Genomic DNA, 25,235 nt, shown 5'->3' with positions numbered 1-25,235 from the left:
TTGTGGTGGCCGGTGTTGCTTACTGGGCTTTTTCCGCCGCCAGCTCTTCCAGGTCGATATAGCGATTACCGATGCGCGGGTGCAGGCGGCCGCCGTCGGCGCAACCCAGCACCACGACGATTTCGTCGGCGCGCGGCGCGTCTTCGATGTGCATTTCCAGGGTGATGTAGTGCGAACGCAGGCCTTCGTCGTCCTTGTGCATCATCGGGACCTGGATCGAGGTGCCCGGGCCGCCACGCTTGTTGGTGAAGCTCAGGTAGCTCTTGGCCTTGACCGCTTCGCGGTAATGGTTGCCGAAGCGCAGGGTATGGATGATCGCGCTGGCGTGTTCGATCTCGCCATCGGCGCCGACCACAGCGGCCTTGCCATAGGCTTCGATTTTTTCGGCGCCGCCAATGATGCCCACCAGGCGCTCGACCATCAGTGCGCCAAGGTCGGAACAATTGGCGCGGATCTCAGGCTTCAGATCCTCGACGAAACCACGACCCAGCCAGGGGTTCTTCAACACCACGGCGAGGCCGACCATGGTCACCGGGGTGTCCGCGGCTTTGCCGCCTTCGATGAAGGTTTCTTCTACGTAGCTGACGATCTTGCGGATTTCGAAACTCATGTGACGGCTCCATCAGGTGTAGGGGAGAGGCTTGCGTATGATGGTATACCATAATACGAAAAGCACAAGTGTCCGAAACGAGTTTGCGTGGTGTGAAGCGACAAAGGGAAAAGTGGTATCGATGTTAAAAAATGTTAGATCGAAAAAATACTTCACATAATCCGTTCATTGGTGGATGATCGAGAGCAATTCCAACGCGGCTCGCCGGTGTGGTGTCAGCCGCCGCTTTCCCCTGGAGTACCCATGAATAATAAGAATGTCGGTGTGATCGGTCTGGGCGCGATGGGGCTGGGCATTGCCCGCTCGCTGTTGCGCGCAGGGTTCAATGTGCATGCCTGTGATGTGCGTGACGCGGTCACCCAGCAGTTCGCCGGCGAAGGCGGCGTGGCGTGCGCGTCACCCGCGCAGATGGCGGATGCCTGTGATGTGATCATTACGGTGGTGGTCAACGCCGAGCAGACCGAAACCGTTCTGTTCGGTGAAGGCGGTGCGGTGGCGTCGCTGCGTCGCGCCAGCCTGGTGATCGGTTGCGCCACCGTGGCGCCGACCTTCGCCGTGGAATTGGGGCAGCGCTTGGGCGAACACGGCCTGCTGTATCTGGATGCGCCGATTTCCGGCGGTGCGGCCAAGGCCGCCGCCGGTGAAATGACCATGATGACGTCCGGCCCGCAGGCCGCCTACGCCAAGGCCGACGCGGTGCTGGCGGGCATGGCCGGCAAGGTCTATCGCCTGGGCGACGTGCATGGCCTGGGCTCGAAGGTCAAGATCATCAACCAGTTGCTCGCCGGCGTGCACATTGCCGCATCCGCCGAGGCCATGGCCCTGGGCCTGCGCGAAGGGGTCGATGCTGACGCCTTGTACGAGGTCATCACCCACAGTGCCGGTAACTCCTGGATGTTCGAGAACCGCGTGCCGCACATTCTCAAGGCCGACTACACGCCACTGTCGGCGGTGGATATTTTCGTCAAGGACCTCGGCCTGGTGCTGGATACCGCCCGCGCGAGCAAGTTTCCATTGCCGCTGTCCGCCACCGCACACCAGATGTTCATGCAGGCCTCCAGCGCCGGTTTTGGCCGCGAGGACGACTCGGCGGTGATCAAGATTTTCCCGGGTATCGACTTGCCGACCGCCAAGCCCGAGTCAGTGTGAGGAACGCCGCATGACTAACCCCAACGCACGTCCCTTGCTGGGCTGCATCGCCGACGATTTCACCGGCGCCACCGACCTTGCCAATATGCTGGTGCGCGGCGGTATGCGTACGGTGCAGAGTATTGGTATCCCCGGCCGTGAAGTCGCCCAGGGGCTGGACGCCGACGCCATCGTCATCGCGCTCAAGTCGCGCACCACGCCCGTTGCCGAGGCCGTCGAGGAATCGCTGGCCGCGTTGCAGTGGCTGCGCGAACAAGGCTGCGAGCAGATCTTCTTCAAGTACTGTTCCACCTTCGATTCCACCGCCGCCGGCAATATTGGCCAGGTCAGCGAGGCGTTGCTCAAGGCGCTGGGCGGCGACTTCACCCTGGCGTGCCCGGCGTTTCCGGAAAACGGCCGCACGATTTTCCGCGGACACCTGTTCGTGCAGGACCAGTTGCTCAGCGAATCAGGCATGCAGCATCACCCGCTGACGCCCATGGGCGACGCGAATCTGGTGCGCGTGCTGCAACAGCAGACACCATTGCCGGTCGGGTTATTGCGCTACGACACGGTTGCCGCCGGTGTTGACGCAACCCGTGCAAAGATCGCCGAACTGCGCGCGCAGGGGGTGGGTATCGCCATTGCCGACGCGCTGTCGGACCAGGACCTCTACACCCTGGGCAGCGCCTGCGCCGACTTGCCGTTGCTCACTGGCGGCTCGGGTCTGGCGTTGGGCCTGCCGGCTAATTTCCGCCGCGCCGGTAAACTGCGCGACTTCGATGTCACGGCGTTGCCAACGGTCGGCGGTGGCGAAGTGGTGCTGGCGGGCAGTGCCTCGGTGGCGACTCTGGGCCAGGTCGCGGCCTGGTGCGAATTCGGCCGCCCGGCGTTGCGCCTTGACCCCATCGCGCTGGCCGCCGGTGAACCGGTGGTGGCGCAAGCACTGGCGTTTGCCCGCGACCGTGCGGACACCGTATTGATCTACGCCACCAGCAGCCCGGACGAGATCAAGGCCGTGCAGCAACAGTTGGGTGTCGAGCGCGCCGGTGCCCTGGTGGAAACGGCATTGGGCCAGATCGCCGCCGGCTTGCGTGAGCAGGGTGTTCGACGCTTTGTGGTGGCGGGCGGGGAGACCTCCGGGGCGGTGGTCAAGGCCCTTGGCGTCACGTTGTTGCAGATTGGCGCACAGATTGACCCGGGCGTGCCGGCCACGCTCAGCAGTTGCGCCGAACCGTTGGCGCTGGCGCTCAAGTCGGGCAACTTCGGTGGCCGCGACTTCTTTGCCAAAGCCTTGACGCAACTGGCGGGAGGCGCCCAATGAGTGGCATCGATGAGCAGGCCCTGCGCGAAGAAATCTGCGACGTGGGACGCAGTCTTTACCAGCGTGGATACACAGTCGGCAGCGCCGGCAATATCAGTGCGCGCCTGGACGACGGTTGGCTGATCACTCCGACCGACGTCTGCCTGGGGCGCCTGGCGCCGGGGTCCATTGCCAAGGTCAACCTGCAAGGCGAGTGGGTGTCCGGCGAGAAACCGTCGAAGACCCTGGCCCTGCACCGCCAGGTGTACGACCGCAATCCCTCGGTGGGCGGCGTGGTGCATACCCATTCCACGCATTTGGTGGCGCTGACCCTGGCCGGGGTATGGCGCACGGACGATATCCTGCCGCCGCTCACGCCGTATCAGGTGATGAAGGTCGGGCACATTCCGCTGATTGCTTACCAGCGCCCCGGCTCGCCCAAGGTGGCCGAGCAGGTGGCGCAACTGGCCAACAGCGTGCGTGGCGTGATGCTCGAACGCCTGGGGCCGGTGGTCTGGGAAAGCTCGGTGGCCAAGGCCAGCTATGCCCTGGAGGAGCTGGAAGAGACCGCACGGCTGTGGTTGATGAGCAACCCCCGGCCCGAACCGTTGAGCACGGATGCATTGGATGAACTGCGCGAGACGTTCGGCGCGCACTGGTAACCCGCAGACCCATACTGCAAGCACCACTCGAGACCCGCCCGCGGTTTTCGACGGGGCCGGCTTGCGCCCAAAAACAATAACAACAGGACATCCCCGAATGAGCCCATTGATTTTGATGTTGACCGCCGGCGCCGGTATCGCGCTGCTGCTGTTCCTGGTCCTCAAGTACAAATTCCAGCCGTTTGTCGCGTTGATGCTGGTGAGTATCGTGGTGGCGCTGGTGGCCGGGGTGAAACCGGCCGATCTGGTGGCGACGATCGAAGGCGGCATGGGCAAGACCCTCGGCCATATCGCGATCATCATCGCCCTGGGCGCGATGATCGGGCGCATCATCGAGTTGTCCGGTGGCGCCGAGGCCTTGGCCAAGTCGCTGATCGAGCGGTTCGGCAACAGCCGCACGCCACTGGCGTTGACTATCGCCGGGTTCATCATCGGTGTGCCGGTGTTCTTTGAAGTCGGGGTGATTATCCTGATGCCGCTGGCCTACGGCGTGGCGCGTCGGGCGCGCAAGCCGTTGCTGGTGTTTGCGTTGCCGATGTGCGCGGCGCTGCTGACGGTGCATGCGTTTCTGCCACCGCATCCGGGTGCCGTGGCGGCGGCCAGCCAGTTGGGCGCCGATCTGGGCCGGGTGCTGATGTTCGGCCTGCCGATCACCGCGTTGCTGTGTTATGTCGGGTACCGCGTGGCGGGGCGCATGACGCGGCGCTTCTATCCCATGACCGACGATATTCGCGCCGAAGTCTATGGCCCCCACGTCACCAACGAAGATTTGCGCGCCTGGAGCAACGGCCATGACCAGGCGGAGCGGCAGGCGGGCGTTGCCGAGTCCCATATGGGCCTGGAAGAGTCCACCAGTGCCATCGTCGCCAAGCTGCCGCCGGCCCCGGCGCCGGGCTTTGGCCTGATCGTCAGTCTGATTCTGCTGCCTATCGTACTGATTCTGCTGGGCACCCTGGCCACCTCGTTACTGCCGGTTGAATCGGTGGTGCGTGGGGTGATGACGGTGCTCGGCGCGCCGCTGGTGGCGCTGCTGATCGACACCTTGCTGTGCGCCTGGCTGCTGGGCTCGCGCCGAGGCTGGAGTCGCAGCCAGGTGTCGGATGTGATCGGCTCGGCCTTGCCGGGCGTGGCCATGGTGATCCTGATCGCCGGTGCCGGCGGGGTGTTCGGCAAGGTGTTGGTGGACACCGGGATCGGCGCGGTGGTCTCCGACCTGCTGCGCACCACCGGCCTGCCGGTGCTGGCCCTGGGGTTCCTGCTGACCATGCTGTTGCGCGCCGTGCAGGGTTCCACCACCGTCGCCCTGGTGACCACTGCCGGTATCATCAGCCCGCTGATCGCCACCCTCAACCTGACGCCCAACCACCTGGCGCTGCTGTGCCTGGCCATGGGCGGTGGCGGGCTGGCCATGTCGCACATCAACGACGCCGGCTACTGGATCTTCACCAAGCTCGCCGGGCTCAACGTGGCCGATGGGTTGCGGACCTGGACCGTCATCACCACCTTGCTGGGCACCTTGGGTTTCGTGATTACACTATTGATTTGGCCCTTTGTCTGATTTTCGGGAGTTGCTATGCCTCGTTTTGCTGCCAACCTGAGCATGCTGTATCCGCAACATGATTTTCTTGAGCGCTTCAGTGCTGCCAAGGCCGACGGTTTTGACGCGGTGGAGTACCTGTTTCCCTATGAATACAGCGCCGAGGTGCTCCAGCAGCGCCTGAGTGACAGCGGCCTGGTTCAGGCCCTGTTCAATGCGCCGCCCGGTGACTGGGCGGCGGGGGAGCGCGGCATCGCCAGCCTGCCGGGGCGCGAGGCCGAGTTTCGCGGCGGTTTTGACCGGGCCTTGGAGTACGCCGCGGTGCTGGGCAACAGGCGTGTGCATGTCATGGCCGGCTTGCTGCCCTCGGAAGACCTGCGCCAGCGCCATCACGCCGTGTACCTGGAAAACCTTGCCTACGCCAGCGCGGCGGCGGCCGAGGTCGGCGTCACGGTATTGCTGGAGCCGATCAACCCCCGCGACATGCCGGGGTTCTTCCTCAATCGCCAGGACCAGGCCCACGCCATTTGCCGGGAAGTGGGGGCGAGCAACCTCAAGGTGCAGTTCGACTGCTACCACTGCCAGATCGTCGAAGGCGACTTGGCCACCAAGCTGCGCCGCGATTTCGCCGGCATCGGCCACATCCAGATTGCCGGCGTGCCGGACCGTCACGAGCCTGACCTGGGGGAGCTGAACTACCCGTACCTGTTCGAGTTGATCGACCAGTTGGGCTATGACGGCTGGGTCGGCTGCGAGTACCGGCCAAAGGGCGATACCTCGGCGGGCCTGCAATGGTTGCGCGACTGGAAGGCGACTCGAGGCGTGTAGCAGGGGGCTTGCCCCGATTTTCCAACGATTCATCCGTCGGTTCTGCCTTCGCCTTCAGGCTCAGGCTGACGGCGGATCGCCCGGCAGCATCAAGTCAATGCCACGCTTACGGATGCCGTCTGCGGCCGCTGGGGCCAGAGCGTCGTCGCTGATGATCACGTCGAACGGCTCCAGCCCGGCGATGCGGTACATGCTGAAGGTGCCGTACTTGGAACTGCTCGCCACCAGCACCACTTGAGCCGCCGATTGCATGGCCATCTGCTTGACTTCGACCTTCAGCGCGGAGGGTGTGGTGATGCCCCGGTGCAAGTCCCAGGAGCTGGTCGACACAAAGGCGATGTCCGTGACCACCTGGCGCAGGGTCGCCACCGCCAGCCCGCCGACCGAGGAATGATTGTCATGGTCCAGCTGGCCGCCGGTGTGGATCACCGTGACCTGGGTAGCGTCCATTAATGCCTGCACGATCCCGAAGTCGTTGGTCACCACGGTCATTCCCGACAGTGCCTTGATATACGGCACGATCTCCAGCGTGCTGGTGCCGGCGTCCAGGTACACCGTCATGTCCGCGTGCAACAGCCGCGCGGCCAGCCGTGCCATGGCCTGCTTTTGCGGCAGTTCCACCACGGCCTTGGATTGATGGCTGGGCTCGCTGTGCAGTTGACTGGCGATACGTACCCCACCGGTGACGGAGTACGCCCGGCCCTCCTGCTCCAGCAAGGCAATATCGCGGCGCACGGTCATGTGCGAGCAGTCGAACATCTCCATCAACTGATGCACGCTCATCACCTGATGCTTGCGCAATTGCCGCAGGATTTGCTCGCGACGCTGCTCGGGAATCATCGGGGCGCTGCTGTCGGCGGCCGTGTCCTTGGGGTTGGGCATTGAGGCTCCGGGGTGGTTGGGTAAAGGGCGGGGAACGCGTGGCTATAGTAGCCAATACACGCCCCCGCAGGCGACCCCGGTGTGACAGCGGCTAGAACTTGAAGCGACCCACTAGCCCTTTGAGCTGACCGGAAATATCGGTCAAGCGACCTGAGCCGGTTTGCGCCGAATGCGCAAAGCCTTCGACCAGTTGCGCATCGGCATGGATCTGCGCGATGTGGCGGTTGATCTCTTCGGCCACCTGATGCTGTTCTTCGGCGGCGGTGGCGATCTGGGTGTTCTGGTCGCGGATCGAGTCCACCGAGCCACGGATCTTGTCGAAGCTGTCACGGGCCTGCTGAATGCGTTCGACGCTGGTGTGGGACACCAACAAGCTGCCTTGCATCTGCTGCGTGACTTCCTGGGTGCGGCGGGCGAGGTTGCCGAGCAGGCTGTCGATTTCGCCGGTGGAATCCGCCGTGCGGCGCGCCAGGGCGCGGACTTCATCGGCGACCACGGCGAAACCTCGGCCCTGGTCACCGGCACGCGCAGCTTCAATCGCGGCGTTGAGCGCCAGCAGGTTGGTCTGCTCGGCAATCGAACGGATGGTGTCGAGGATGGTATTGATGTTCTGGCTGTCCTGCTCCAGCAACTGCATGGTCTGGGTCGACTTCTGCAAGTCTTCGCTGAGCTTGAGCACGCTGCCGGTGGCTTCGCCGATGTGTTGCTGGCCGTCGTGCACGTCGCGGTAGCCTTCATCGGCACTTGACGCAGCGGCGCTGCACGAACGTGCGACTTCGTTGGCGGTGGCGACCATTTCGTTGAACGCGGTGCTCACCAGTTCCACCGCTTCACGCTGGCGGCCGGCGGCCTGGTTCATGTTGTTGGCCACTTCGCTGGTGTCGGCGGCGGCGTTTTGCAGGTCGGAGGAGGCGTTGCCGATGCGCTGCACTAACTGCGCGATCATGCTCAGGAACTGGTTGAACCAGCCCGCCAGGCTGGCGGTTTCGTCCTTGCCCTGCACTTTGAGTTGGCGCGTGAGGTCGCCTTCGCCTTCGGCGATCTCTTGCAGGCCGTCGGCCACGCCGCGAATCGGGCGCACGATGACGCGGGCGAAGCTGGCGCCGACGATGGCGAAGACCACGGCGAGTACCGCCGCGATGGCACCGATCAGCCAGGTCAGGCGGGTCGCTTCGGCCATCACTTCATCACGCTTGATCAGGCCGATAAAGCGCCAGCCCAGGTCTTTGGAGCTGACCACGTTGGCCATGTAGGCCACGCCGTCGATGTCGATCTGGGTCACGCCGTCGCCGCGTTTGGCCAGTTCGGCGTAGTTGGGGCCCAGCTCGGCCAGGGGTTTGAAGTTGTGCTTGGCATCGCTGGGGTCGACCAGCACGTTGCCGTTGCCTTCCACCAGCATCAGGTAGCCGCTGTCGCCCAGCTTGATGTTGCGCACCAGTTCGGTGAGCTGCTTGAGCGACACGTCCAGGCCGACCACGCCGAGAATGTTGCCCGTGGCGTCGGCGACGGTGTGCACGGTGCCGATCAGCACGACGTCATCCGGCGCCCAGTAGTAGGCACCGGTACGCACGGTGGCGCCTGGCGCGGCGATGGCCGCTTTGTACCAGGGGCGTACGCGTGGGTCGTAATTGTTGAGTTTGGTGTCGTCCGGCCAACTGGCGTAGCCGCCGTCGCTCAGTCCCAGGGACAGATAGGCGGTGGTGGGATGGCTTTTGGCGAACTGGTCGAAAATCGCCAGCAGCTCTTTATTGGTCGGTGTCAGAGGGATTTGCGCCGCATCGGCGCCGGCGTAACTCTTGAGGTCCTTGGCCGCGACAACGCGCGGGTCCTTGGCCACGAAGTCCACGTTCTGGCTGATGCCGTCGAAAAACTGTTTCATGCCATTGTCGATCTGGCGTATTTCGCGACCGCTGCTGTCGAGGAAATTGGCCTGGGCCCCCTCGCGCAGATTCAGCACTACCAACACGGCCACGAGTATGACCGGCACGCACGCGATTGCCGCGAACGCCCAGGTCAACTTCTGCTTGATATTCATGACTTCACCTGCGGGTATTTGTAGTTTTGGCAAGGAGAAACGTTAGTGCTGAACGCTGCATGTGTTGTTATGAGGGGATATGCCCATGCGTACCCTCGGTTTATCGACCGCGAGGGCACGCACTTTAGGGCACGGGGCGCGATCAGCCGATTTGGTCGTCGGCCAGGGCATCGCGACGCATCGATTGCAGGTTCTTTTCGATGGTTTCGCAGATGGCTTCCATCTGGATCTGGTGTTCGCTGGAGCGGAACGGGCTTTGCAGATCGGTGCCGATGCGTTCGATGGCCAGCAGCATGAAGCCCACCACCGTCGACGCCAGCGGCGTGAACCAGCCCAGGGATTCCACCAGGCCCACCGGTACGATCAGGCAGAACAACGAGATAAACAGGCGTGGAAAATACACGTACGGGTAGGGCAGGGGCGTGTTGGCGATCCGCTCCATGCCGCCCTGGGCGTTGGACAGGTCCACCAGGGTCGACTCCAGCCGCGCCAGGCGAATACTGTCCAGGTGCCCGGCCTTGTATTCCCGGGCCAGCAGCGCGGCCGAACCGGTGAGGATATCGTTGGCGAAGTTATTGGTGGCGCCGTTGCGCGCGAATTCTTCGGTGGGGATAAAGGCGCGTACCTCCTCCGGACACGGCTCGCCCTTGAGGTGCGCGGCCAGGCAATTCACGTAGGCCACGTGACGGCGCAGCAGGGTGGACTTGATCGGGTTCACCTCGCTGCCGGGGTCGTCCAGCAGCGTCAGCACCTGGCGTGCAAAGCTGCGTGAGTTGTTGACCATCGCACCCCACAGCGTGCGGGCTTCCCACCAGCGGTTATAGGCGCTGCTGTTGCGAAAACTGATCAACACGATCAGCGCCGAGCCCAGCAAGGTGAGCGGCATCAGCGGCAGGTTGATTTTGGCGTTGAGAAACAGCATGAAATCCACCGTCACGGCGATATCCCATAGCAGCAGCCAAAACAGCGACCAGCCGACGTAGCCCATGGTCTTGATGATCAAGCGGTACTTTTTGATGATGGCGGCTTTCAAACGACAACCTCGCGGCGAGCGGCAAGCAACAGTGCCTTAGCTCGGACGCCGGGCTGGGGTGAAGGTTCGCCGTGTGGCCTGAATCGTTTAATTAGCGCATTTTCGCATTAGAGTTGGATCCAAAAACTCCCAATGACGGTGAAACCGACGCGCCGTCATTGCTGGCAAAGAATACTCGCCAGCAACCCTGGAAACCGGCTTTCCAGCTCATCGCGCCGCAACGAATTCATATGCGTGGTGCCCACGCTGCGGGTGTTTACCAGGCCAGCATCGCGCAATACGCGAAAGTGATGAGACATGCTGGACTTGGGCCGTCCGCCGTCCAGTTCGCCGCAGGTCGCCTCGGGCACCTCGGCCAGGTGGCGGACGATGTCCAGGCGCACCGGATCGCTCAGGGCGTAGAGCACGCGCTCGAGGGTCAGGTCTTGCGGGGCAGGGTGTTTGAAGGCTCGCATGCAGCGGATCATAACAGGGGGGTATCGCTGAATACCATTGTTCGATTACCATCGAACTATCGAATCACTCACCTGCTTCTGGAGTTCCCGATGTCCGCCTTGTTCGAACCGTTCACACTTAAAGACGTCACCCTGCGCAATCGCATCGCCATTCCGCCGATGTGCCAATACATGGCCGATGACGGCATGGTCAACGATTGGCACCACGTGCACCTGGCCGGCATGGCCCGTGGTGGTGCCGGTCTGTTGGTGGTCGAGGCCACCGCGGTCTCACCGGAAGGCCGTATCACCCCCGGCTGTGCCGGTATCTGGAGCGATGCCCACGCGGAGGCGTTCGTGCCGATGGTCAAGGCCATCAAGGCTGCGGGCTCGGTGCCAGGCATCCAGATCGCCCACGCCGGGCGCAAGGCCAGCGCGAATCGCCCCTGGGAAGGCGATGACCACATCCCGGCATCCGACGCGCGCAGTTGGGAAACCATCGCGCCGTCGGCCATCGCCTTTGGTGCAAACCTGCCGACCGTACCGCGCGCCATGACCCTGGATGACATTGCCCGGGTCAAACAGGATTTCGTCGACGCCGCCCGCCGTGCCCGCGATGCCGGTTTCGAATGGATCGAACTGCACTTCGCCCACGGTTACCTGGGCCAGAGCTTCTTTTCCGAGCATTCCAACCTGCGCACCGACGCCTACGGTGGCAGCTTCGACAACCGCAGCCGTTTCCTCCTGGAAACCCTGGCCGCCGTGCGTGAAGTCTGGCCGGAAAACCTGCCGCTGACCGCGCGTTTCGGCGTGATTGAATATGATGGCCGCGACGAGCAGACCCTCACCGAGTCCATCGAACTGGCGCGTAACTTCAAGGCCGGTGGCCTGGACTTGCTGAGCGTCAGCGTCGGTTTCACCATTCCCGACACCCAGATCCCATGGGGCCCGGCCTTCATGGGGCCGATTGCCGAGCGCGTGCGCCGTGAAGCCGGTATTCCGGTGACCTCGGCCTGGGGCTTTGGCACGCCGCAATTGGCGGAAGGTGCGTTGCAGGCCGGTCATCTTGACCTGGTCTCGGTCGGTCGTGCGCATCTGGCCGACCCGCACTGGGCTTACTTTGCGGCCAAGGAGTTGGGCGTGGACAAATCGTCCTGGACCTTGCCGGCGCCTTACGCGCATTGGCTGGAACGTTATCGCTGAGGCGTAGGTACCTCTCGGATGCGACTTTGAACGTGTGGAGAGGGCGCTTGCTCCCGATAGTGGCTAACCCGGCGTTTCGCTAAGGCAAGCCCAGCAGTTTCCAAGCCACTCAATCGAGTGGCTTTTTTTCGGCCCGGTTTTGATACAAAGCGGATACGCAAAAAATAACGAATGAGAATAGATATCAAACAAGAATGCGTTGATATACCATGCGCCGCGAATTCTTGGCAGGTTTGCCGCCCCATCTGGCTTTTTCACTAGGTGCAACATCCATGCGTCGTACCCTGATTTCCCTCTGCGTGCTCCAGGCGTTTTCGCCCTTTACCTGGGCAGAGGTTGCCCCCACCGATAACGCCAGTCTCGAATTGCAAGCGACCACTGTGACCGGCTCTGCGGACGATGAGACGGCGCAGGGGCCGGTCAAGGGGTATCACGCCACACGTTCAGCGAGTGCGACGCGCACCGATACCTCGATTCATGAAACCCCGCAGTCCATCAGTGTGGTGTCCAAGGACGTCGTCGAGGACATCGGCGCGACCCGCCTGCAGGATGCCCTCGATTACGCGGGCGGCGTGGGCCGGGCCAACAACTTTGGCGGCCAGGGCCTCACCACCTTCACCGTGCGTGGCTTTACCACCGGCGAGTTCTACCGTAACGGTTTCCCGATCAACCGTGGCTACCCGAACATGCCGGACGCCAACACCATCGAGCGCCTCGAAGTGCTGCGTGGCCCGGCGACCATGCTCTATGGCCGTGGCGATCCCGGCGGCACCTTCAACGTGGTCTCCAAGCAACCGCTGGCCGAGCGGACCGTGACCCTTGGCAGCCAGTTGAATGACCAGGGCATGAAGCGTGGCACCCTGGATGCCTCCGGCCCGCTGGATGAAGAAGGCCGCCTGGCCTATCGCCTCAACGTGGTGGGCGAGGGCGGCGATACCTTCCGTGACCATGTCGAGACCGAACGCTACGGCGTGACCCCGGTGATTACCTGGCAGGCCACCGATGCGACCAAGGTGATCTTCGAAGGCGACTTCATGCGCAACAACCACCCGCTGGATCGCGGCCTGACACGCTTCCCCAACCAGCGCGGCACCCCTTCGCGCGATACGTTCTGGGGCGACAAGGACGCGGGCAAGTTGCACAACGACAACAACATGGCGCAGTTGCGTTTCGAGCATATGCTCAACGACAACTGGACACTGGGCGGTGGGTTTCAGTGGCTGGATGGGACGCTGGCAGGCAACGCCATCGAGGCCAACGGCCCGGGAAGCCTGGGCGCCGATGGGCGTACGCTGCAACGCAACTTCAACTACCGCAAGCTGGAATGGACCGACAAAGACTACCAGCTCAACCTGACCGGGCATTTCTCGACCGGCAGTTTCGAGCACACCTTGCTGACCGGCATCGAGTACGAAGACTACGACTACAAATCGATCATCCAGCGCTCCAGCGCAGCCGCGGGGACTTACCCGATCGATATCTTCAACCCTGTCTACGGTCAGGCGCGCCCACCGCTGACGCGCACGCCGACCCATGACAAGGAAAATCTCAAGACCTACGCGGCGTTCGTGCAGGATCAGGTGGCCCTGACTGAACGCTTGAAAGTCCTGGCCGGCGCGCGTTTCGAACGGTTTGAGCATGACTACGAAAGTTATGTGACCGGCGTCAGCCCTTTTCAGACCGCAGAAAACGCCGTCACCCCACGCGTGGGCGTGATCTATGACCTCACCGACACCGTCGCGGTCTATGCCGATGCCGCACGCTCGTTCAAGCCGAACACCGGTGCCGCCCGCGAAGGCGGTGGCTTCGAGCCGGAGAAGGGCAAGTCCTACGAGATGGGGGTCAAGTGGGAAGCCCTGGATCGCCAACTGAGCGTCGACGCGGCGATCTATCAGATCGAGAAAAAGAACGTGCTGACCACCGATCCGGTGGTCAACACCTTCAGCGTCGCGGCGGGTGAAGTGCGCAGCCGAGGGTTTGACCTGAACGTGGCCGGCAACCTCACCCCCGAGTGGCGTGTGATCGGTGGCTATGCCTACGTGGACGCCGAGGTCACCAAGGACAACTCGATCCGATCCGGCACGCGCCTGCTGAACATCCCGCGCAACAGCTTCAGCCTGCTCAACGTGTATGAATTCCAGGACGGCGCCCTCAAGGGCCTGGGCCTGGGTGCCGGCGGCAAATACGTCGACCAGCGCGCGGGCCAGACCGCCAACACGGCGTTTTCGATGGACGCCTACACCGTCGTCGACCTGCTCAGCTACTACAAGGTCAACGAGCAGGTACGCCTGAACCTGGACGTGAAGAACCTGTTCAATCGTGAATACGAAGAGGGCGCCTTCGGCAATATCTACGCGTATCCGGGCGCGCCGCGCACGGTGCAGGTGGGTATCTCGTACTCTCTGTAATGGCTACCTGGCGGCGTGCGTCATCCGGGGTGATTGCACGCCGCCTCACAGTACCGGCAGAAAACCCCGCGTTCTCTTAAATAAGCGTTTACCTCTTCTCCAATAGGTGAGAAAAACGTGCCCATTTCCCCGGAGATGGATATCCCATGCCTCGTTCAACCCTTATCACCCGCCTGGTCGTCGCGCTGCTGGTCGGCGCTGCGCTGTGGTACATGTGGATCATCGCCAGCCCCAAGCTGGAAATCGGCGGCGCCAGCCCGGATCAGCAGGAGGTGGGCGTCTTGCAGGGCCTGACGCCACGTGATTTTGGCGAGTCGGGCACCGGCGTGGTCGTGACGGCCCAAGGCACATGGTTGGTGGGGCTGGTAGACGATGAATATCACACCTTCGAACCGTCTGCCGAACGGGTCAACCTGACCGAGCAGCTCTACGGCAAGACCCCGAAGGCGCCGGAAGAGCAAAACACGTATTTCAGCTATTTCTCGCGCAGCAAACCCCAGACCACCATCGTGTCGCGCCTGCAGGCTGACGGCCAATTCAAGCCAGTGGCCCAGCTCAGTGGCGCCGCATCCCTGGTGGCCAGCGCCGATGGCGCGCGCGTTTTGCTGCTCACCGACCTCAAGCGGCCCAACGGGGCCGATGGCCAGGTGGTGTTCAGCAGTGACGACCAAGGCAAGACCTGGACCTTGTTGGCCGACGAGTTATTCCCCGCGATAGGGGGCGCGCTGATGCTGCTCGATCCGTACTTTTACAGCAAGGACGAGGTCTGGGCCTGGAGCTTTCCCGATGAGATAGAGGATGAGTCCAGCAGTGTATCGACCGGGGTGTATTACTCCGCCGATGGCGGCCTGCACAGTACGTTAATCACAACGCCACACCCCCTGGTGGTAGGGGGTGAATACGTGAGCGGTAAACGTCCGGATATCAAGCAGTGGCACGATTCCAACGATCAAGTGACCCACGTGCTGCAACTGGATGCTCGACGCGCCTATATCTGGGTGTCCCAGCGCTTCTGGGGCGTCGCTCCCGATGACAGGGGCGGCAATGTCGGGGTCAGCGTCACCACGCGCGTGGAACTGACGCGAGTGGACGGGAAATGGCAGGCGGGCGCTGCTCAGCGTGAAGACGACCTGTACATCACCGATCTTGCCAGCAATGGCGCGGGGCGTGTGCTCGGCCTGATCGACCACGGCCCGGATGGGCAGGCCGTGGTCGCTGAAATGAACACCACCACCCTGGCCTGGCAACCCCTGGGCGACGTGCCCAATGTATTCTCGCCGTTGGCCGCCAGCACCGTGGCCCAGAAGCTGTGGGTGGGGCGCAACAGCCTGATGATCAGCACCTACAGCGAACACCATCCGCCGCGCTGGCTGTACTGGTGGGGCAAGGCAAACATCTCGTCCGGGGCGGTGTTTTATTCCACGAACTGGGGCCAGTCCTGGAGACGCCTGGCGCTGGACGGCGGTGACCACGGCATACGCGGCTTCGACGGCGCCGGCGACCGCGTGTTCTGGGCCAAGCAAAGCAAACTTTACGATGTCGGTATGCACGCCTACGGCTTGCGTTAAAGCGCTTGCGTGACGGTCGTGGCGGATGGCGTTATTGTGAGCAGGCCCACGGATTCAAGCCAGGTGAAGATCCAAATGTGGGAGAGGCTCCACCTGGCTTTAAAGCGGGGTGAGCACATTCACCATCCCGTGACCGTTATCAATTCTGCCAGCACTGCGCATAGCGCTCACACACGCCATAACGTTTGTCCAATTCAGCCAGATGTGCCCAGTTGTCGGCCATTGCTTCCTTTTCCAGCGATTCGTTGAGCCTGCGGTAGAACTGCAGCATCGCGCCGTTGAAGGCCAGTGCCTGGGTGACGTCGGTTGCCGGAGTATCGGGCACCAGGGTTTTCAGCGTGGGCGTGTCCAGCCGCGAAAGCCGCGCACGGTATTCAGCCTTGTATTGTTCAAGCGCCTTGGCCTTTACGCCCTGAGCCTGGACCAGGTAATTCGCGACGCTCTGACGATACTGCGCCCAATAGGCGTCCGGCAGATCGAGGTTCATCTGGGCCCTGCGCTTGGTGACCACCAGGTCAGTTGCGTGATCGCGCATGCCGTTATCCAGCGGGCTGGCCTGGGGTTTCATTTCCGCAATGATGCTCGGCTCGATAATCTGCTCGGCCAGGACGTCACGCTCCGGGGTGGCCGGGAGGCCTTTCGGTGGTGCGGGGAACAGCGCGTTAGCACCTACGCAACTGGGCAGTCCTTTGTTGATCAGCGGGACCGGTGAGCGCACCACCTGACCCTTTACTGAGTGCAGGCGTTTAAGCATCGTCACGCACTGGCTGCCTGCGCCGGTGAACGTCACTTCGTATTCCGCGCCGTTTTGCGGGGTGAGGGTGAAAGCCATGCCACACACCGAGCCTGTGCCTTGGGTATTGAGGTGCAGAAGCAGCTCTTTATTGGCGGGCAAGCGAATTTCAAGGTAAGGCATTTTTTCGGAAGCCGGCGGCATCGACATGTCCGCTCGCCTGCGGGTGTTGGCCAGTAACAGGTTGTTAAGGATGCCGGTGGTCTGTCCGTCGCAATGCTGCGCATCCATTACGCTCAGCGTGGCGCTGCTCATGTCGCTGGCAAACCTCAGCTTGGCGGCATCCGATTCGGTGGCATCGGGATAAGTGCCCGACACACTGCAGCCGCTCAACACCAATGCGAAACATGTCGCGCCGAGCGCACGGCCTGCAAAAAAATTATTCATGGAAGGGGGTCATCCTTAACGCCGATGTTGAGAAATGCCGCATCATACCGGCAACGTTGATTTTTTTTTCGATGGACCGAGGATTGAATGCACAAAATAGGTCAGTTGTTTGTGATTGGAGCCGTGGCGTTGACGAGTGCCTGCTCGGCATTGCCACCTGAAATGGCATTGGACTCAAAAGTCTATTCCGCCGAAAACGCAGGTCTTGTCCTGGGCGCGCTGATCGAGGGTGGGCCCTACGGAACCTGGATGAGCTTTCACAACGTGGATACCGGCAAAGACTATGGCTGGGGCCCCAAGGACTACTACTCGGCATGGCTGCCGGGAGGTACGTATGAAGTCAGTGACCTTGGCTCGCGTCGTGGCGTGATGGGGCCCTACTCGAAACCGCTGCGCTTTACGGTCACCAATGGCCAAATCAATTATGTGGGTGAAATGACCTATGGTTGCCCGCTCGCGGCTCACCCGGCAGCGATCTATGGCGTGAAAAACTGTGGGATCCTGGCGCTGGGAACGTGCACCGTTGATTACCCCAGCATTGCCATATGCGTGGTGGATCGCCAGGAACAGTCCGTTCGAACTTTCGTCAAGCAGCACCCGCAATATTCCGAGCTTCCGGTCAAATCGGCCGTGATGTCGATGCGTTCGCCGAACTGAGTGTAGAAGCTCAACACAGGTTAAAGCGGCGTCAACACATTCATCACCGTATCCAACGCCACCCGCGTGTCATCCAACTGCACCAGCGATGCATGCCGCGCGCCCAGGGCATCGCGGTTCTTGATCGCGGTGAGGATCGCCTTGTGCCGGGGCAGGCTCAGGCCCTGGATGTCCGGGCGACGGTTGGTGATGTTGATCGACTCGCGCAGCGGCAGCGACAGCATGTTGCACATGTACGCGAGCAAATCGTTGCGGGTGGCGTCGGCGATGGCGCGGTGGAAGTCCAGGTCGGCCTGCAACAGGTCTTCGTGGGTCTTCGCGGTTTCCATGCCGGCGTAGGCTTTTTCGATGATGGCGATGTCTTCATCGGTCGCCGTGGTCGCCGCCATGGCGGCGATTTCCGGTTCCAGGATGCGCCGCACACCGGCCAGGGTATTGAAGAATTCGCTATGGGGCGTGGATTGCATCAGCCAGGACAACACGTCCGGGTCGAGCAAGTGCCACTTCAAGCGCGGCCGCACCACCGCACCCACCCGAGGCTTGGAATACACCAGGCCCTTGGCGCTGAGCACACGCGTGGCTTCGCGCAACACCGAGCGGCTGACCTTGTACTCCTCGCAGAGCGTGGCCTCCATGGGCAGCCTTTCTTCGGGCTTGAAGCGACCGGAAACGATGTGCATGCCCAAGTCCTGAACGATCTGGGCATGCATGCTCTTGCGCGGCTTGGGCGGCTGGTGATCCATAACGACAGGGATGCTCTGGCTTAAATTCGCGGCATCATAGCATCCCAATTAGTGGGAATGACGCGGGACTTCAGCCCCACGGCACCCAACCAGGAAGTCAAAGTCGCAACCCTGGTCGGCCTGCAGCACATGGTCGATGTACAACTGGCGGTAGCCGCCGACGATGAGTTTCTCCGGTGGCGCCAGGTCAGCCATGCGCGCCGCCAGCTCTGCGTCGGGGATGTCCAGGTGCAAGCGGCCGTTGGCGCAGTCCAGTTCGATCCAGTCACCTTCCTTGACCGCGGCCAATGGTCCGCCCGCCGCGGCTTCCGGTGCGACGTGCAACACCACCGTGCCATAGGCCGTGCCGCTCATGCGCGCATCGGAGATGCGCACCATATCGGTCACGCCCTGGGCCAGCAGCTTGGCCGGCAGGCCCATGTTGCCGACTTCGGCCATGCCTGGGTAACCCTTGGGCCCGCAGTTTTTCATGACCAGGATCGAGTTGGCGTCCACGTCCAGTTCCGGATCGTTGATGCGCGCCTTGTACATGTCGAAGTTCTCGAACACCACCGCGCGGCCGCGATGCTGCATCAGCTCGGCGCTGGCCGCCGACGGTTTGAGCACGGCGCCCAGCGGGGCGAGGTTGCCACGCAGCACGCAAATGCCGCCGTCGGCGCGGATCGGGTTGTCGAGGGTGCGGATCACTTCATCCTGGCCGTAGATCGGCGAGTCCTTGGTGTTCTCGCCCAGGGACTTGCCGTTGACGGTCAAGGCGTTCGGGTGCGGGATCAGGTTGGCTTCACCCAGGCGACGCAGCACGGCGGGCAGGCCGCCGGCGTAGTAGAACTCTTCCATCAGAAAACGCCCCGACGGTTGCAGGTCGACGATGGTCGGCATGCCGCGGCCGATGCGGGTCCAGTCGTCCAGGTCCAATTCCACGCCAATGCGGCCGGCGATGGCTTTCAAGTGGATCACGGCGTTGGTCGAACCACCGATGGCGGCGTTCACGCGAATCGCGTTTTCAAACGCCTCCTTGGTGAGGATCTTCGACAGCTTCAAGTCTTCGCGCACCATCTCTACCGCGCGCATGCCGGACATGTGCGCCAGTACATAACGGCGCGCGTCCACCGCCGGGATCGCTGCGTTGTGGGGCAGGGAGGTGCCGAGCGCCTCGGCCATGCAGGCCATGGTCGACGCGGTGCCCATGGTGTTGCAGGTGCCCGCCGAGCGCGACATGCCGCCCTCTGCCGCAAGGAAATCATCCAGGGTAATGGTGCCGGCCTTCACTTGTTCGCTGAGCTGCCACACCACCGTGCCCGAGCCGATGTCCTGGCCCTTGTGCTTGCCGTTGAGCATCGGCCCGCCGGTGACCACGATGGCCGGCACGTCGCAACTGGCGGCGCCCATCAGCAGGGCCGGGGTGGTCTTGTCGCAGCCGGTCAGCAGTACCACGCCATCGATCGGGTTACCGCGAATGGCTTCTTCCACGTCCATGCTCGCCAGGTTACGGGTGAGCATGGCGGTGGGGCGCAGGTTGGACTCGCCGTTGGAGAACACCGGGAATTCCACCGGGAAGCCGCCGGCCTCGATCACGCCACGTTTGACGTGCTCGGCGATCTGGCGGAAATGCGCGTTGCACGGGGTCAGTTCCGACCAGGTGTTGCAGATGCCGATGATCGGCTTGCCATGGAACTGATGGTCGGCGATGCCCTGGTTCTTCATCCAGCTGCGGTACATGAAGCCGTTCTTGTCGGCGGTACCAAACCACTGGGCGGAGCGTAGGCCGGGCTTTTTATCAGACATGATCGATTCTCTTATTGTATGACTATATGTTCTCTCTGCGGCTAAACATAAGCGCAAATTCTTCCATTTGGAAGTGTTGTTTCGCAAATAGTACTACTATATAGTCAATCTCAACTGAGGTACGACCCTGGCGGATTTCCGCGAGAGGCGTCCCCGATTCCTATAAGAACAACAATCGGAGATCGACCCCCATGAGCGAGGAATTGCGGCTTATCCGGCGCATCACGCTGAAACTGATTCCCTTCCTGATCCTGCTGTACTTGATTGCCTACGTGGACCGTTCCGCCGTGGGCTTTGCCAAGCTGCACATGGGCGCCGACGTCGGCATCGGGGATGCGGCCTATGGCCTGGGGGCGGGGTTGTTCTTCATTGGCTACTTCCTGTTCGAGATTCCCAGCAACCTGATGCTCGACCGCTTCGGCGCACGGCGCTGGTTCGCGCGCATCATGATCACCTGGGGCGCCATCACCATCGGCATGGCCTTTGTGCAGGGGCCGCACAGTTTCTATGTGATGCGCTTTCTGCTCGGTGCAGCCGAAGCCGGGTTCTTTCCGGGCGTGCTCTACTACATCACCCAATGGTTCCCGGTGCGCCATCGCGGCAAGATCCTCGGGCTGTTTATCCTTTCCCAACCTATCGCGATGATGATCACCGGCCCCGTGTCCGGTGGCCTGCTGGGCATGGACGGTATCCTCGGCCTGCACGGCTGGCAGTGGCTGTTCATTGTGATCGGGACCCCGGCGATCCTGCTGACCTGGCCGGTGCTGCGTTACCTGCCGGATGGTCCGAAGCAGGTCAAGTGGATGACCGATGCCGAAAAAGCCTGGTTGACCGGTGAGCTGGACAAAGACCTGCAAGCCTACGGCCAGACGCGTCATGGCAACCCGTTGCATGCGCTCAAAGACAAGCGCGTGTTGCTGCTGGCACTGTTCTACCTGCCGGTGACCCTGAGCATCTACGGCCTGGGCCTGTGGCTGCCGACCCTGATCAAGCAATTCGGCGGCAGCGACCTCACCACCGGCTTCATCTCCGCCGTGCCATACATCTTCGGCATCATCGGTTTGCTGATCATCCCGCGCAGTTCCGACCGTTTGAACGACCGCTACGGCCACCTCGCCGTGCTCTATGTACTGGGCGCCGTCGGCCTGTTCTGCAGCGCCTGGCTGAGTGCGCCGGTGCTGCAAATGGCGGCGCTGTGCCTGGCGGCGTTCGCGCTGTTTTCCTGCACGGCGGTGTTCTGGACCTTGCCGGGGCGTTTCTTTGCCGGCGCCAGTGCGGCGGCGGGTATTGCATTGATCAACTCGGTGGGCAACCTCGGCGGTTATATCGGTCCGTTCGTGATCGGTGCGCTCAAGGAATACACCGGCAACCTGGCCTCGGGCCTGTACTTCCTGTCCGCGGTCATGGTGTTTGGGCTGGTGCTGACTGGCGTGGTCTATCGCGTCCTCGAGCGCAAGCATGTGCTGCCGGCCGACCAGTTCGCCGCCAGCGCCCGTGGCGCCACACGTACTTAAATTTTGGAGAACCTTCATGCGTTTAGTGCAGTTTGAACTCAATAATGGCGAGCGTCGGGTCGGCGTCGTAGACGGCAGCCAACTGCGCGAAGTGCTGGGCGCGCAGAGCGTGCGCGAACTGGCGCTGGCCGCCATCGAGGCGGGCATCAAGTTGCAGCAGCAGGTGCAAAGCCTTGGCCTGGGCGACACTCACGACTACGCGGCGTTGCTGGCCGAGCAGAAAATCCTGCCGCCACTGGACCACCCGGATCCGGCCCATATGCTGATCAGCGGCACCGGCCTCACGCATCTGGGCAGCGCCTCGGCGCGGGACAAGATGCATCAGCAGGCCGGCGACGACAACGCCATGACTGACACCATGCGCATCTTCAAATGGGGCGTGGAGGGCGGCAAACCCGCCGCCGGCCAAGCCGGTGTGCAACCGGAGTGGTTCTACAAGGGCGACGGCAGCATCGTGGTGCGCCCAGGCCAGGCGTTCCCGGTGCCGCCGTTTGCCGAAGACGCCGGTGAAGAGCCGGAAATTGGCGGCCTCTATGTGATCGGCCATGACCGCAAGCCTTATCGCCTGGGCTTCGCGGTGGGCAACGAGTTCTCCGACCACGTGATGGAACGCAAGAACTACCTGTACCTGGCCCATTCCAAGCTGCGCAGCTGCAGCTACGGCCCGGAGCTGCGCGTGGGCGAGTTGCCCCAGCATCTGGCCGGCACCAGCCGTATCCTGCGCAACGGCGAGGAAATCTGGCGGAACGAATTCCTCAGCGGCGAGGCCAATATGTGCCACAGCCTGGAAAACCTCGAATACCACCATTTCAAATACAGCCAGTTCCTCAAGCCGGGCGATGTGCACATCCACTTCTTCGGCACCGCTACCCTGTCATTTGCCGACGGTATACGTACCCAACCGGGCGATGTGTTCGAGATCAGCCAGGCCGAATTCGGCGCGCCGCTGGTCAACAGTGTCGGCAGCGTTGATGCGGCATTCGAACCCGGCAACGTCATCACCCTTTAAAGGAGAGCCCCATGACCCAGTTTATCGGCCACAATTTCATCGGCGGCCAGCGCAGCGCCAACGGCAACGTCAAGCTGCAGAGCGTCGACGCCACCACCGGCGAGGCCTTGCCGCAGGATTTCTACCAGGCCACCCCAGAGGAAGTCGACGCCGCCGCCCTGGCCGCCGCGCAAGCTTATCCAGCCTATCGTGCCCTGAGTGCCGCGCGCCGCGCGCAGTTCCTGGACGCCATCGCCGATGAGCTGGATGCACTGAGCGACACCTTCATCGAGCTGGTGTGTCGCGAAACCGCACTGCCCGCCGCGCGTATCAAAGGCGAGCGCGGGCGCACCAGTGGCCAGATGCGTTTGTTTGCCACGGTGCTGCGCCGCGGTGATTTCTATGGTGCGCGTATCGACAGGGCGCTGCCGGATCGTCAGCCACTGCCGCGCCCGGACCTGCGCCAATACCGCATCGGCCTCGGCCCGGTCGCCGTGTTCGGGGCCAGCAACTTCCCCCTGGCGTTTTCCACCGCCGGCGGCGACACCGCCGCTGCGCTGGCGGCCGGTTGCCCGGTAGTCTTCAAGGCGCACAGCGGCCATATGGCCACGGCCGAGCAGGTCGCCAATGCGATCATCCGCGCGGCAGAAGCCACCGAGATGCCGGCCGGCGTGTTCAATATGATCTTCGGCGGCGGCGTCGGTGAGGCGCTGGTCAAGCACCCGGCGATCCAGGCAGTGGGCTTTACCGGTTCGCTCAAAGGCGGTCGTGCCCTGTGCGATATGGCGGCGGCCCGCCCGCAGCCGATCCCGGTGTTTGCCGAGATGTCGAGCATCAACCCGGTGATCGTGTTGCCCCAGGCCCTGCACGCCCGCGCCGAAACCGTCGCCCGCGACCTGACCGCTTCGGTGGTGCAAGGCTGCGGTCAGTTCTGCACTAACCCAGGCCTGGTGATCGGCATCGCCTCGCCGGCATTCACCGCGTTCACCCAACAGGTGGCGCAGCTGATTGGCGCGCAACCGGCGCAGACCATGCTCAACGCTGGCACCTTGAGCAGCTACGGCAAGGGCCTGGAAAAACTCTTGGCTCACCCTGGCATCCAGCACTTGGCGGGCAATGCGCAATCCGGTAATCAAGCACAGCCGCAACTGTTCAAGGCCGACGCCAGCTTGCTGATCAACGGCGATGAAGCCCTGCAGGAAGAAGTGTTCGGTCCCACAACGGTGTTTGTCGAAGTCGCCGACCAGGCCCAACTCAGCGCCGCCTTGCACGGCCTGCACGGTCAACTCACCGCGACCCTCATTGGCGAGCCGGCGGACTTTCAACAGTTCGCCGAACTCACGCCGCTGCTGGAACAGAAAGTCGGGCGCATCCTGCTCAACGGCTACCCGACCGGCGTCGAAGTGTGCGATTCGATGGTGCACGGCGGCCCGTACCCGGCGACGTCCGATGCCCGTGGCACCTCGGTCGGCACCCTGGCCATCGACCGTTTCCTGCGCCCGGTGTGCTTCCAGAACTACCCGGACAGCCTGCTGCCCGATGCGTTGAAAAACGCCAACCCGTTGCGTATCCAGCGCCTGGTCGATGGCACGCCGTCGCGCGAGTCGCTCTAAGGAATCCGGAGGTTTCATGGCGTGGAATGCGGTCACTGCACACCGTGCACAGTTGGGCGAAGGGCCGTTCTGGGACGTGCCGACCCAGGCACTGTATTGGGTCAACATCGCAGGTAAACAGGCGCTGCGCCTGATGGGCGGGCAATTGCGCATCTGGCAGTTGCCCGAGCATGTCTCGGCGTTTATCCCGTGTGAAAGCGGCGATGCACTGGTGACCCTGAGCAGCGGCGTCTATCGGCTGGACCTGGCGACCGAAGCCTTGACCCTGCTGTGCGTGGCCGACCCGCAACCGGGCAACCGTGGCAATGAAGCACGCTGCGATGCCCAGGGGCGCCTGTGGCTGGGCACCATGCAGAACAACATCGGCGAACAGGGTGAAGACCTGCCGATTACCCGGCGCTCCGGCGGCCTGTTCCGTATCAATGCCGATGCGCGGGTCACGCCGTTGCTGCAAGGCCTGGGCATTCCCAACACCTTGCTGTGGAACGAGGAGGGCAGCCAGGTGCACTTTGGTGACAGCCTGGACGGCACGCTCTATCAGTATTCGATCCACGCCGATGGCCAGCTCGCACCACCACGGGTGTGGTTCGGGCCGCACACGCGCGGCGGCCCGGACGGCTCGGCCATGGACGCCCAGGGCTTTATCTGGAACGCGCGCTGGGACGGCAGTTGCCTGCTGCGCCTGTCGCCTGCGGGCGAGGTGGATCGCATCATCGAACTGCCGGTCAGCCGCCCCACCAGTTGCGTGTTCGGTGGGCCCGACCTCACCACCCTGTTTATCACCAGCGCGGCCAGTCCTTTGAATCACCCTTTGGACGGTGCCGTGCTGGCTATCGAAGTCGATGTACCTGGCAAGCCTTGCCATCGTTTTGCCGGTTAACCCCAACATTCAAAAAACAACAACAAGAGGTGTCGTTCATGAAAAAGGCTCTACGCGTCCTTGCTGCCGCCGTTGCTTTAAGCAGCCTCAGCAGCCTCGCATCCGCTGAAGAAGTGAAGATCGGTTTTCTGGTCAAGCAGGCCGAGGAGCCGTGGTTCCAGACCGAATGGGCCTTTGCCGAAAAAGCCGCCCAGGACAAGGGTTTCAAACTCATCAAGATCGCTGTGCCCGACGGTGAGAAAAC

General features: G+C 62.6%; 20 protein-coding genes and 3 pseudogenes. 14 read left to right on the top strand and 9 right to left on the bottom strand.

What is annotated here, in order from left to right; all coding sequences use genetic code 11:
• Window positions 1-19: 19 nt before the first annotated feature.
• Window positions 20-610, bottom strand: coding sequence for an amino acid synthesis family protein (locus tag JWR98_RS12460; protein WP_078732736.1), 591 nt, complete (start codon window positions 608-610; stop codon window positions 20-22).
• Between the two features lie 138 nt (window positions 611-748).
• Between JWR98_RS12460 and ltnD the strand changes: the two genes are divergently transcribed.
• The 5 genes from ltnD (at window position 749) to otnI (ending at window position 6,068) form a co-directional block, all read left to right on the top strand.
• Complete coding sequence (ltnD, locus tag JWR98_RS12455; protein ID WP_341870873.1) at window positions 749-1,759, top strand: L-threonate dehydrogenase; 1,011 nt, start codon at window positions 749-751, stop codon at window positions 1,757-1,759.
• Between the two features lie 10 nt (window positions 1,760-1,769).
• Window positions 1,770-3,062, top strand: a complete 1,293-nt coding sequence (otnK, locus tag JWR98_RS12450) for a 3-oxo-tetronate kinase (protein WP_205490173.1) — start codon at window positions 1,770-1,772, stop codon at window positions 3,060-3,062.
• Window positions 3,059-3,703, top strand: a complete 645-nt coding sequence (gene otnC / locus JWR98_RS12445) for a 3-oxo-tetronate 4-phosphate decarboxylase (RefSeq protein ID WP_078732739.1) — start codon at window positions 3,059-3,061, stop codon at window positions 3,701-3,703. Before otnK ends, otnC begins: the two co-directional genes overlap by 4 nt.
• 97 nt (window positions 3,704-3,800) lie before the next feature.
• Window positions 3,801-5,261 carry a GntT/GntP/DsdX family permease gene (locus tag JWR98_RS12440; RefSeq protein ID WP_205490171.1) on the top strand — a complete coding sequence of 487 codons (1,461 nt, stop codon included), beginning with the start codon at window positions 3,801-3,803 and terminating at the stop codon, window positions 5,259-5,261.
• Between the two features lie 15 nt (window positions 5,262-5,276).
• Window positions 5,277-6,068, top strand: coding sequence for a 2-oxo-tetronate isomerase (gene otnI / locus JWR98_RS12435; protein WP_078732741.1), 792 nt, complete (start codon window positions 5,277-5,279; stop codon window positions 6,066-6,068).
• Window positions 6,069-6,128: 60 nt separating this feature from the next.
• Here the strand turns inward: otnI and JWR98_RS12430 are convergent, their stop codons facing one another.
• The 5 genes and pseudogenes from JWR98_RS12430 to JWR98_RS12415 form a co-directional block, all read right to left on the bottom strand.
• Window positions 6,129-6,950: a DeoR/GlpR family DNA-binding transcription regulator gene (locus tag JWR98_RS12430; protein WP_205490169.1), complete on the bottom strand. Its 822-nt coding sequence runs from the start codon at window positions 6,948-6,950 to the stop codon at window positions 6,129-6,131.
• A 91-nt stretch (window positions 6,951-7,041) separates the two neighbouring features.
• A pseudogene (locus tag JWR98_RS30200) lies at window positions 7,042-7,557 on the bottom strand (methyl-accepting chemotaxis protein); the annotation flags it as partial.
• Window positions 7,558-7,905: 348 nt separating this feature from the next.
• Window positions 7,906-8,985 (bottom strand): annotated as a pseudogene (locus JWR98_RS30195) (cache domain-containing protein); the annotation flags it as partial.
• 142 nt (window positions 8,986-9,127) lie between these two features.
• Entirely contained in the window at window positions 9,128-10,018 is an 891-nt protein-coding gene (locus JWR98_RS12420; RefSeq protein ID WP_078732744.1) for a bestrophin family protein, read from the bottom strand.
• Window positions 10,019-10,173: 155 nt separating this feature from the next.
• Window positions 10,174-10,473 carry an ArsR/SmtB family transcription factor gene (locus tag JWR98_RS12415; RefSeq protein WP_205490167.1) on the bottom strand — a complete coding sequence of 100 codons (300 nt, stop codon included), beginning with the start codon at window positions 10,471-10,473 and terminating at the stop codon, window positions 10,174-10,176.
• 90 nt (window positions 10,474-10,563) lie between these two features.
• On the opposite strand from JWR98_RS12415, the gene JWR98_RS12410 reads away from it, so the two are divergent.
• The 3 genes from JWR98_RS12410 (at window position 10,564) to JWR98_RS12400 (ending at window position 15,631) form a co-directional block, all read left to right on the top strand.
• Window positions 10,564-11,655, top strand: coding sequence for an NADH:flavin oxidoreductase/NADH oxidase (locus JWR98_RS12410; RefSeq protein WP_205490166.1), 1,092 nt, complete (start codon window positions 10,564-10,566; stop codon window positions 11,653-11,655).
• Between the two features lie 272 nt (window positions 11,656-11,927).
• The gene (locus JWR98_RS12405; protein WP_205490165.1) at window positions 11,928-14,063 is read left to right on the top strand and encodes a TonB-dependent siderophore receptor; all 2,136 of its coding nucleotides are present in this window, start codon (window positions 11,928-11,930) and stop codon (window positions 14,061-14,063) included.
• A 146-nt stretch (window positions 14,064-14,209) separates the two neighbouring features.
• Entirely contained in the window at window positions 14,210-15,631 is a 1,422-nt protein-coding gene (locus tag JWR98_RS12400) for a hypothetical protein (RefSeq protein ID WP_205490164.1), read from the top strand.
• A 139-nt stretch (window positions 15,632-15,770) separates the two neighbouring features.
• Here JWR98_RS12400 and JWR98_RS12395 read toward each other — a convergent pair whose 3' ends face one another.
• Window positions 15,771-16,811, bottom strand: a complete 1,041-nt coding sequence (locus JWR98_RS12395; RefSeq protein ID WP_205490163.1) for a hypothetical protein — start codon at window positions 16,809-16,811, stop codon at window positions 15,771-15,773.
• An 87-nt stretch (window positions 16,812-16,898) separates the two neighbouring features.
• Here JWR98_RS12395 and JWR98_RS12390 point away from each other — a divergent pair, with 87 nt between their 5' ends.
• Window positions 16,899-17,468: a hypothetical protein gene (locus JWR98_RS12390; protein ID WP_078732750.1), complete on the top strand. Its 570-nt coding sequence runs from the start codon at window positions 16,899-16,901 to the stop codon at window positions 17,466-17,468.
• A 20-nt stretch (window positions 17,469-17,488) separates the two neighbouring features.
• Here JWR98_RS12390 and JWR98_RS12385 read toward each other — a convergent pair whose 3' ends face one another.
• On the bottom strand, window positions 17,489-18,211 hold the full coding sequence (locus JWR98_RS12385) for a FadR/GntR family transcriptional regulator (RefSeq protein WP_078732751.1): 723 nt from the start codon (window positions 18,209-18,211) through the stop codon (window positions 17,489-17,491).
• A gap of 48 nt (window positions 18,212-18,259) precedes the next feature.
• Window positions 18,260-19,996, bottom strand: a complete 1,737-nt coding sequence (locus tag JWR98_RS12380; protein ID WP_003173349.1) for an IlvD/Edd family dehydratase — start codon at window positions 19,994-19,996, stop codon at window positions 18,260-18,262.
• 191 nt (window positions 19,997-20,187) lie between these two features.
• Here JWR98_RS12380 and JWR98_RS12375 point away from each other — a divergent pair, with 191 nt between their 5' ends.
• The 5 genes and pseudogenes from JWR98_RS12375 to JWR98_RS12355 all read left to right on the top strand — a co-directional run.
• Window positions 20,188-21,510, top strand: coding sequence for an MFS transporter (locus tag JWR98_RS12375; protein WP_078732752.1), 1,323 nt, complete (start codon window positions 20,188-20,190; stop codon window positions 21,508-21,510).
• Between the two features lie 16 nt (window positions 21,511-21,526).
• Window positions 21,527-22,519, top strand: coding sequence for an AraD1 family protein (gene araD1 / locus JWR98_RS12370; protein WP_078732753.1), 993 nt, complete (start codon window positions 21,527-21,529; stop codon window positions 22,517-22,519).
• An 11-nt stretch (window positions 22,520-22,530) separates the two neighbouring features.
• Window positions 22,531-24,111: an aldehyde dehydrogenase (NADP(+)) gene (locus JWR98_RS12365; protein WP_205490162.1), complete on the top strand. Its 1,581-nt coding sequence runs from the start codon at window positions 22,531-22,533 to the stop codon at window positions 24,109-24,111.
• Window positions 24,112-24,127: 16 nt separating this feature from the next.
• A complete protein-coding gene (locus JWR98_RS12360; protein ID WP_205490161.1) occupies window positions 24,128-24,991 on the top strand; it encodes an SMP-30/gluconolactonase/LRE family protein in 864 nt (287 codons plus the stop codon).
• A gap of 38 nt (window positions 24,992-25,029) precedes the next feature.
• Window positions 25,030-25,235, top strand: a pseudogene (locus JWR98_RS12355) (arabinose ABC transporter substrate-binding protein); the annotation flags it as partial.

Source organism: Pseudomonas lactucae, assembly GCF_016937615.1.
GTDB classification, from domain to species: Bacteria; Pseudomonadota; Gammaproteobacteria; order Pseudomonadales; family Pseudomonadaceae; genus Aquipseudomonas; species Aquipseudomonas lactucae.
This window is presented reverse-complemented; position numbering and strand designations above follow the sequence as displayed.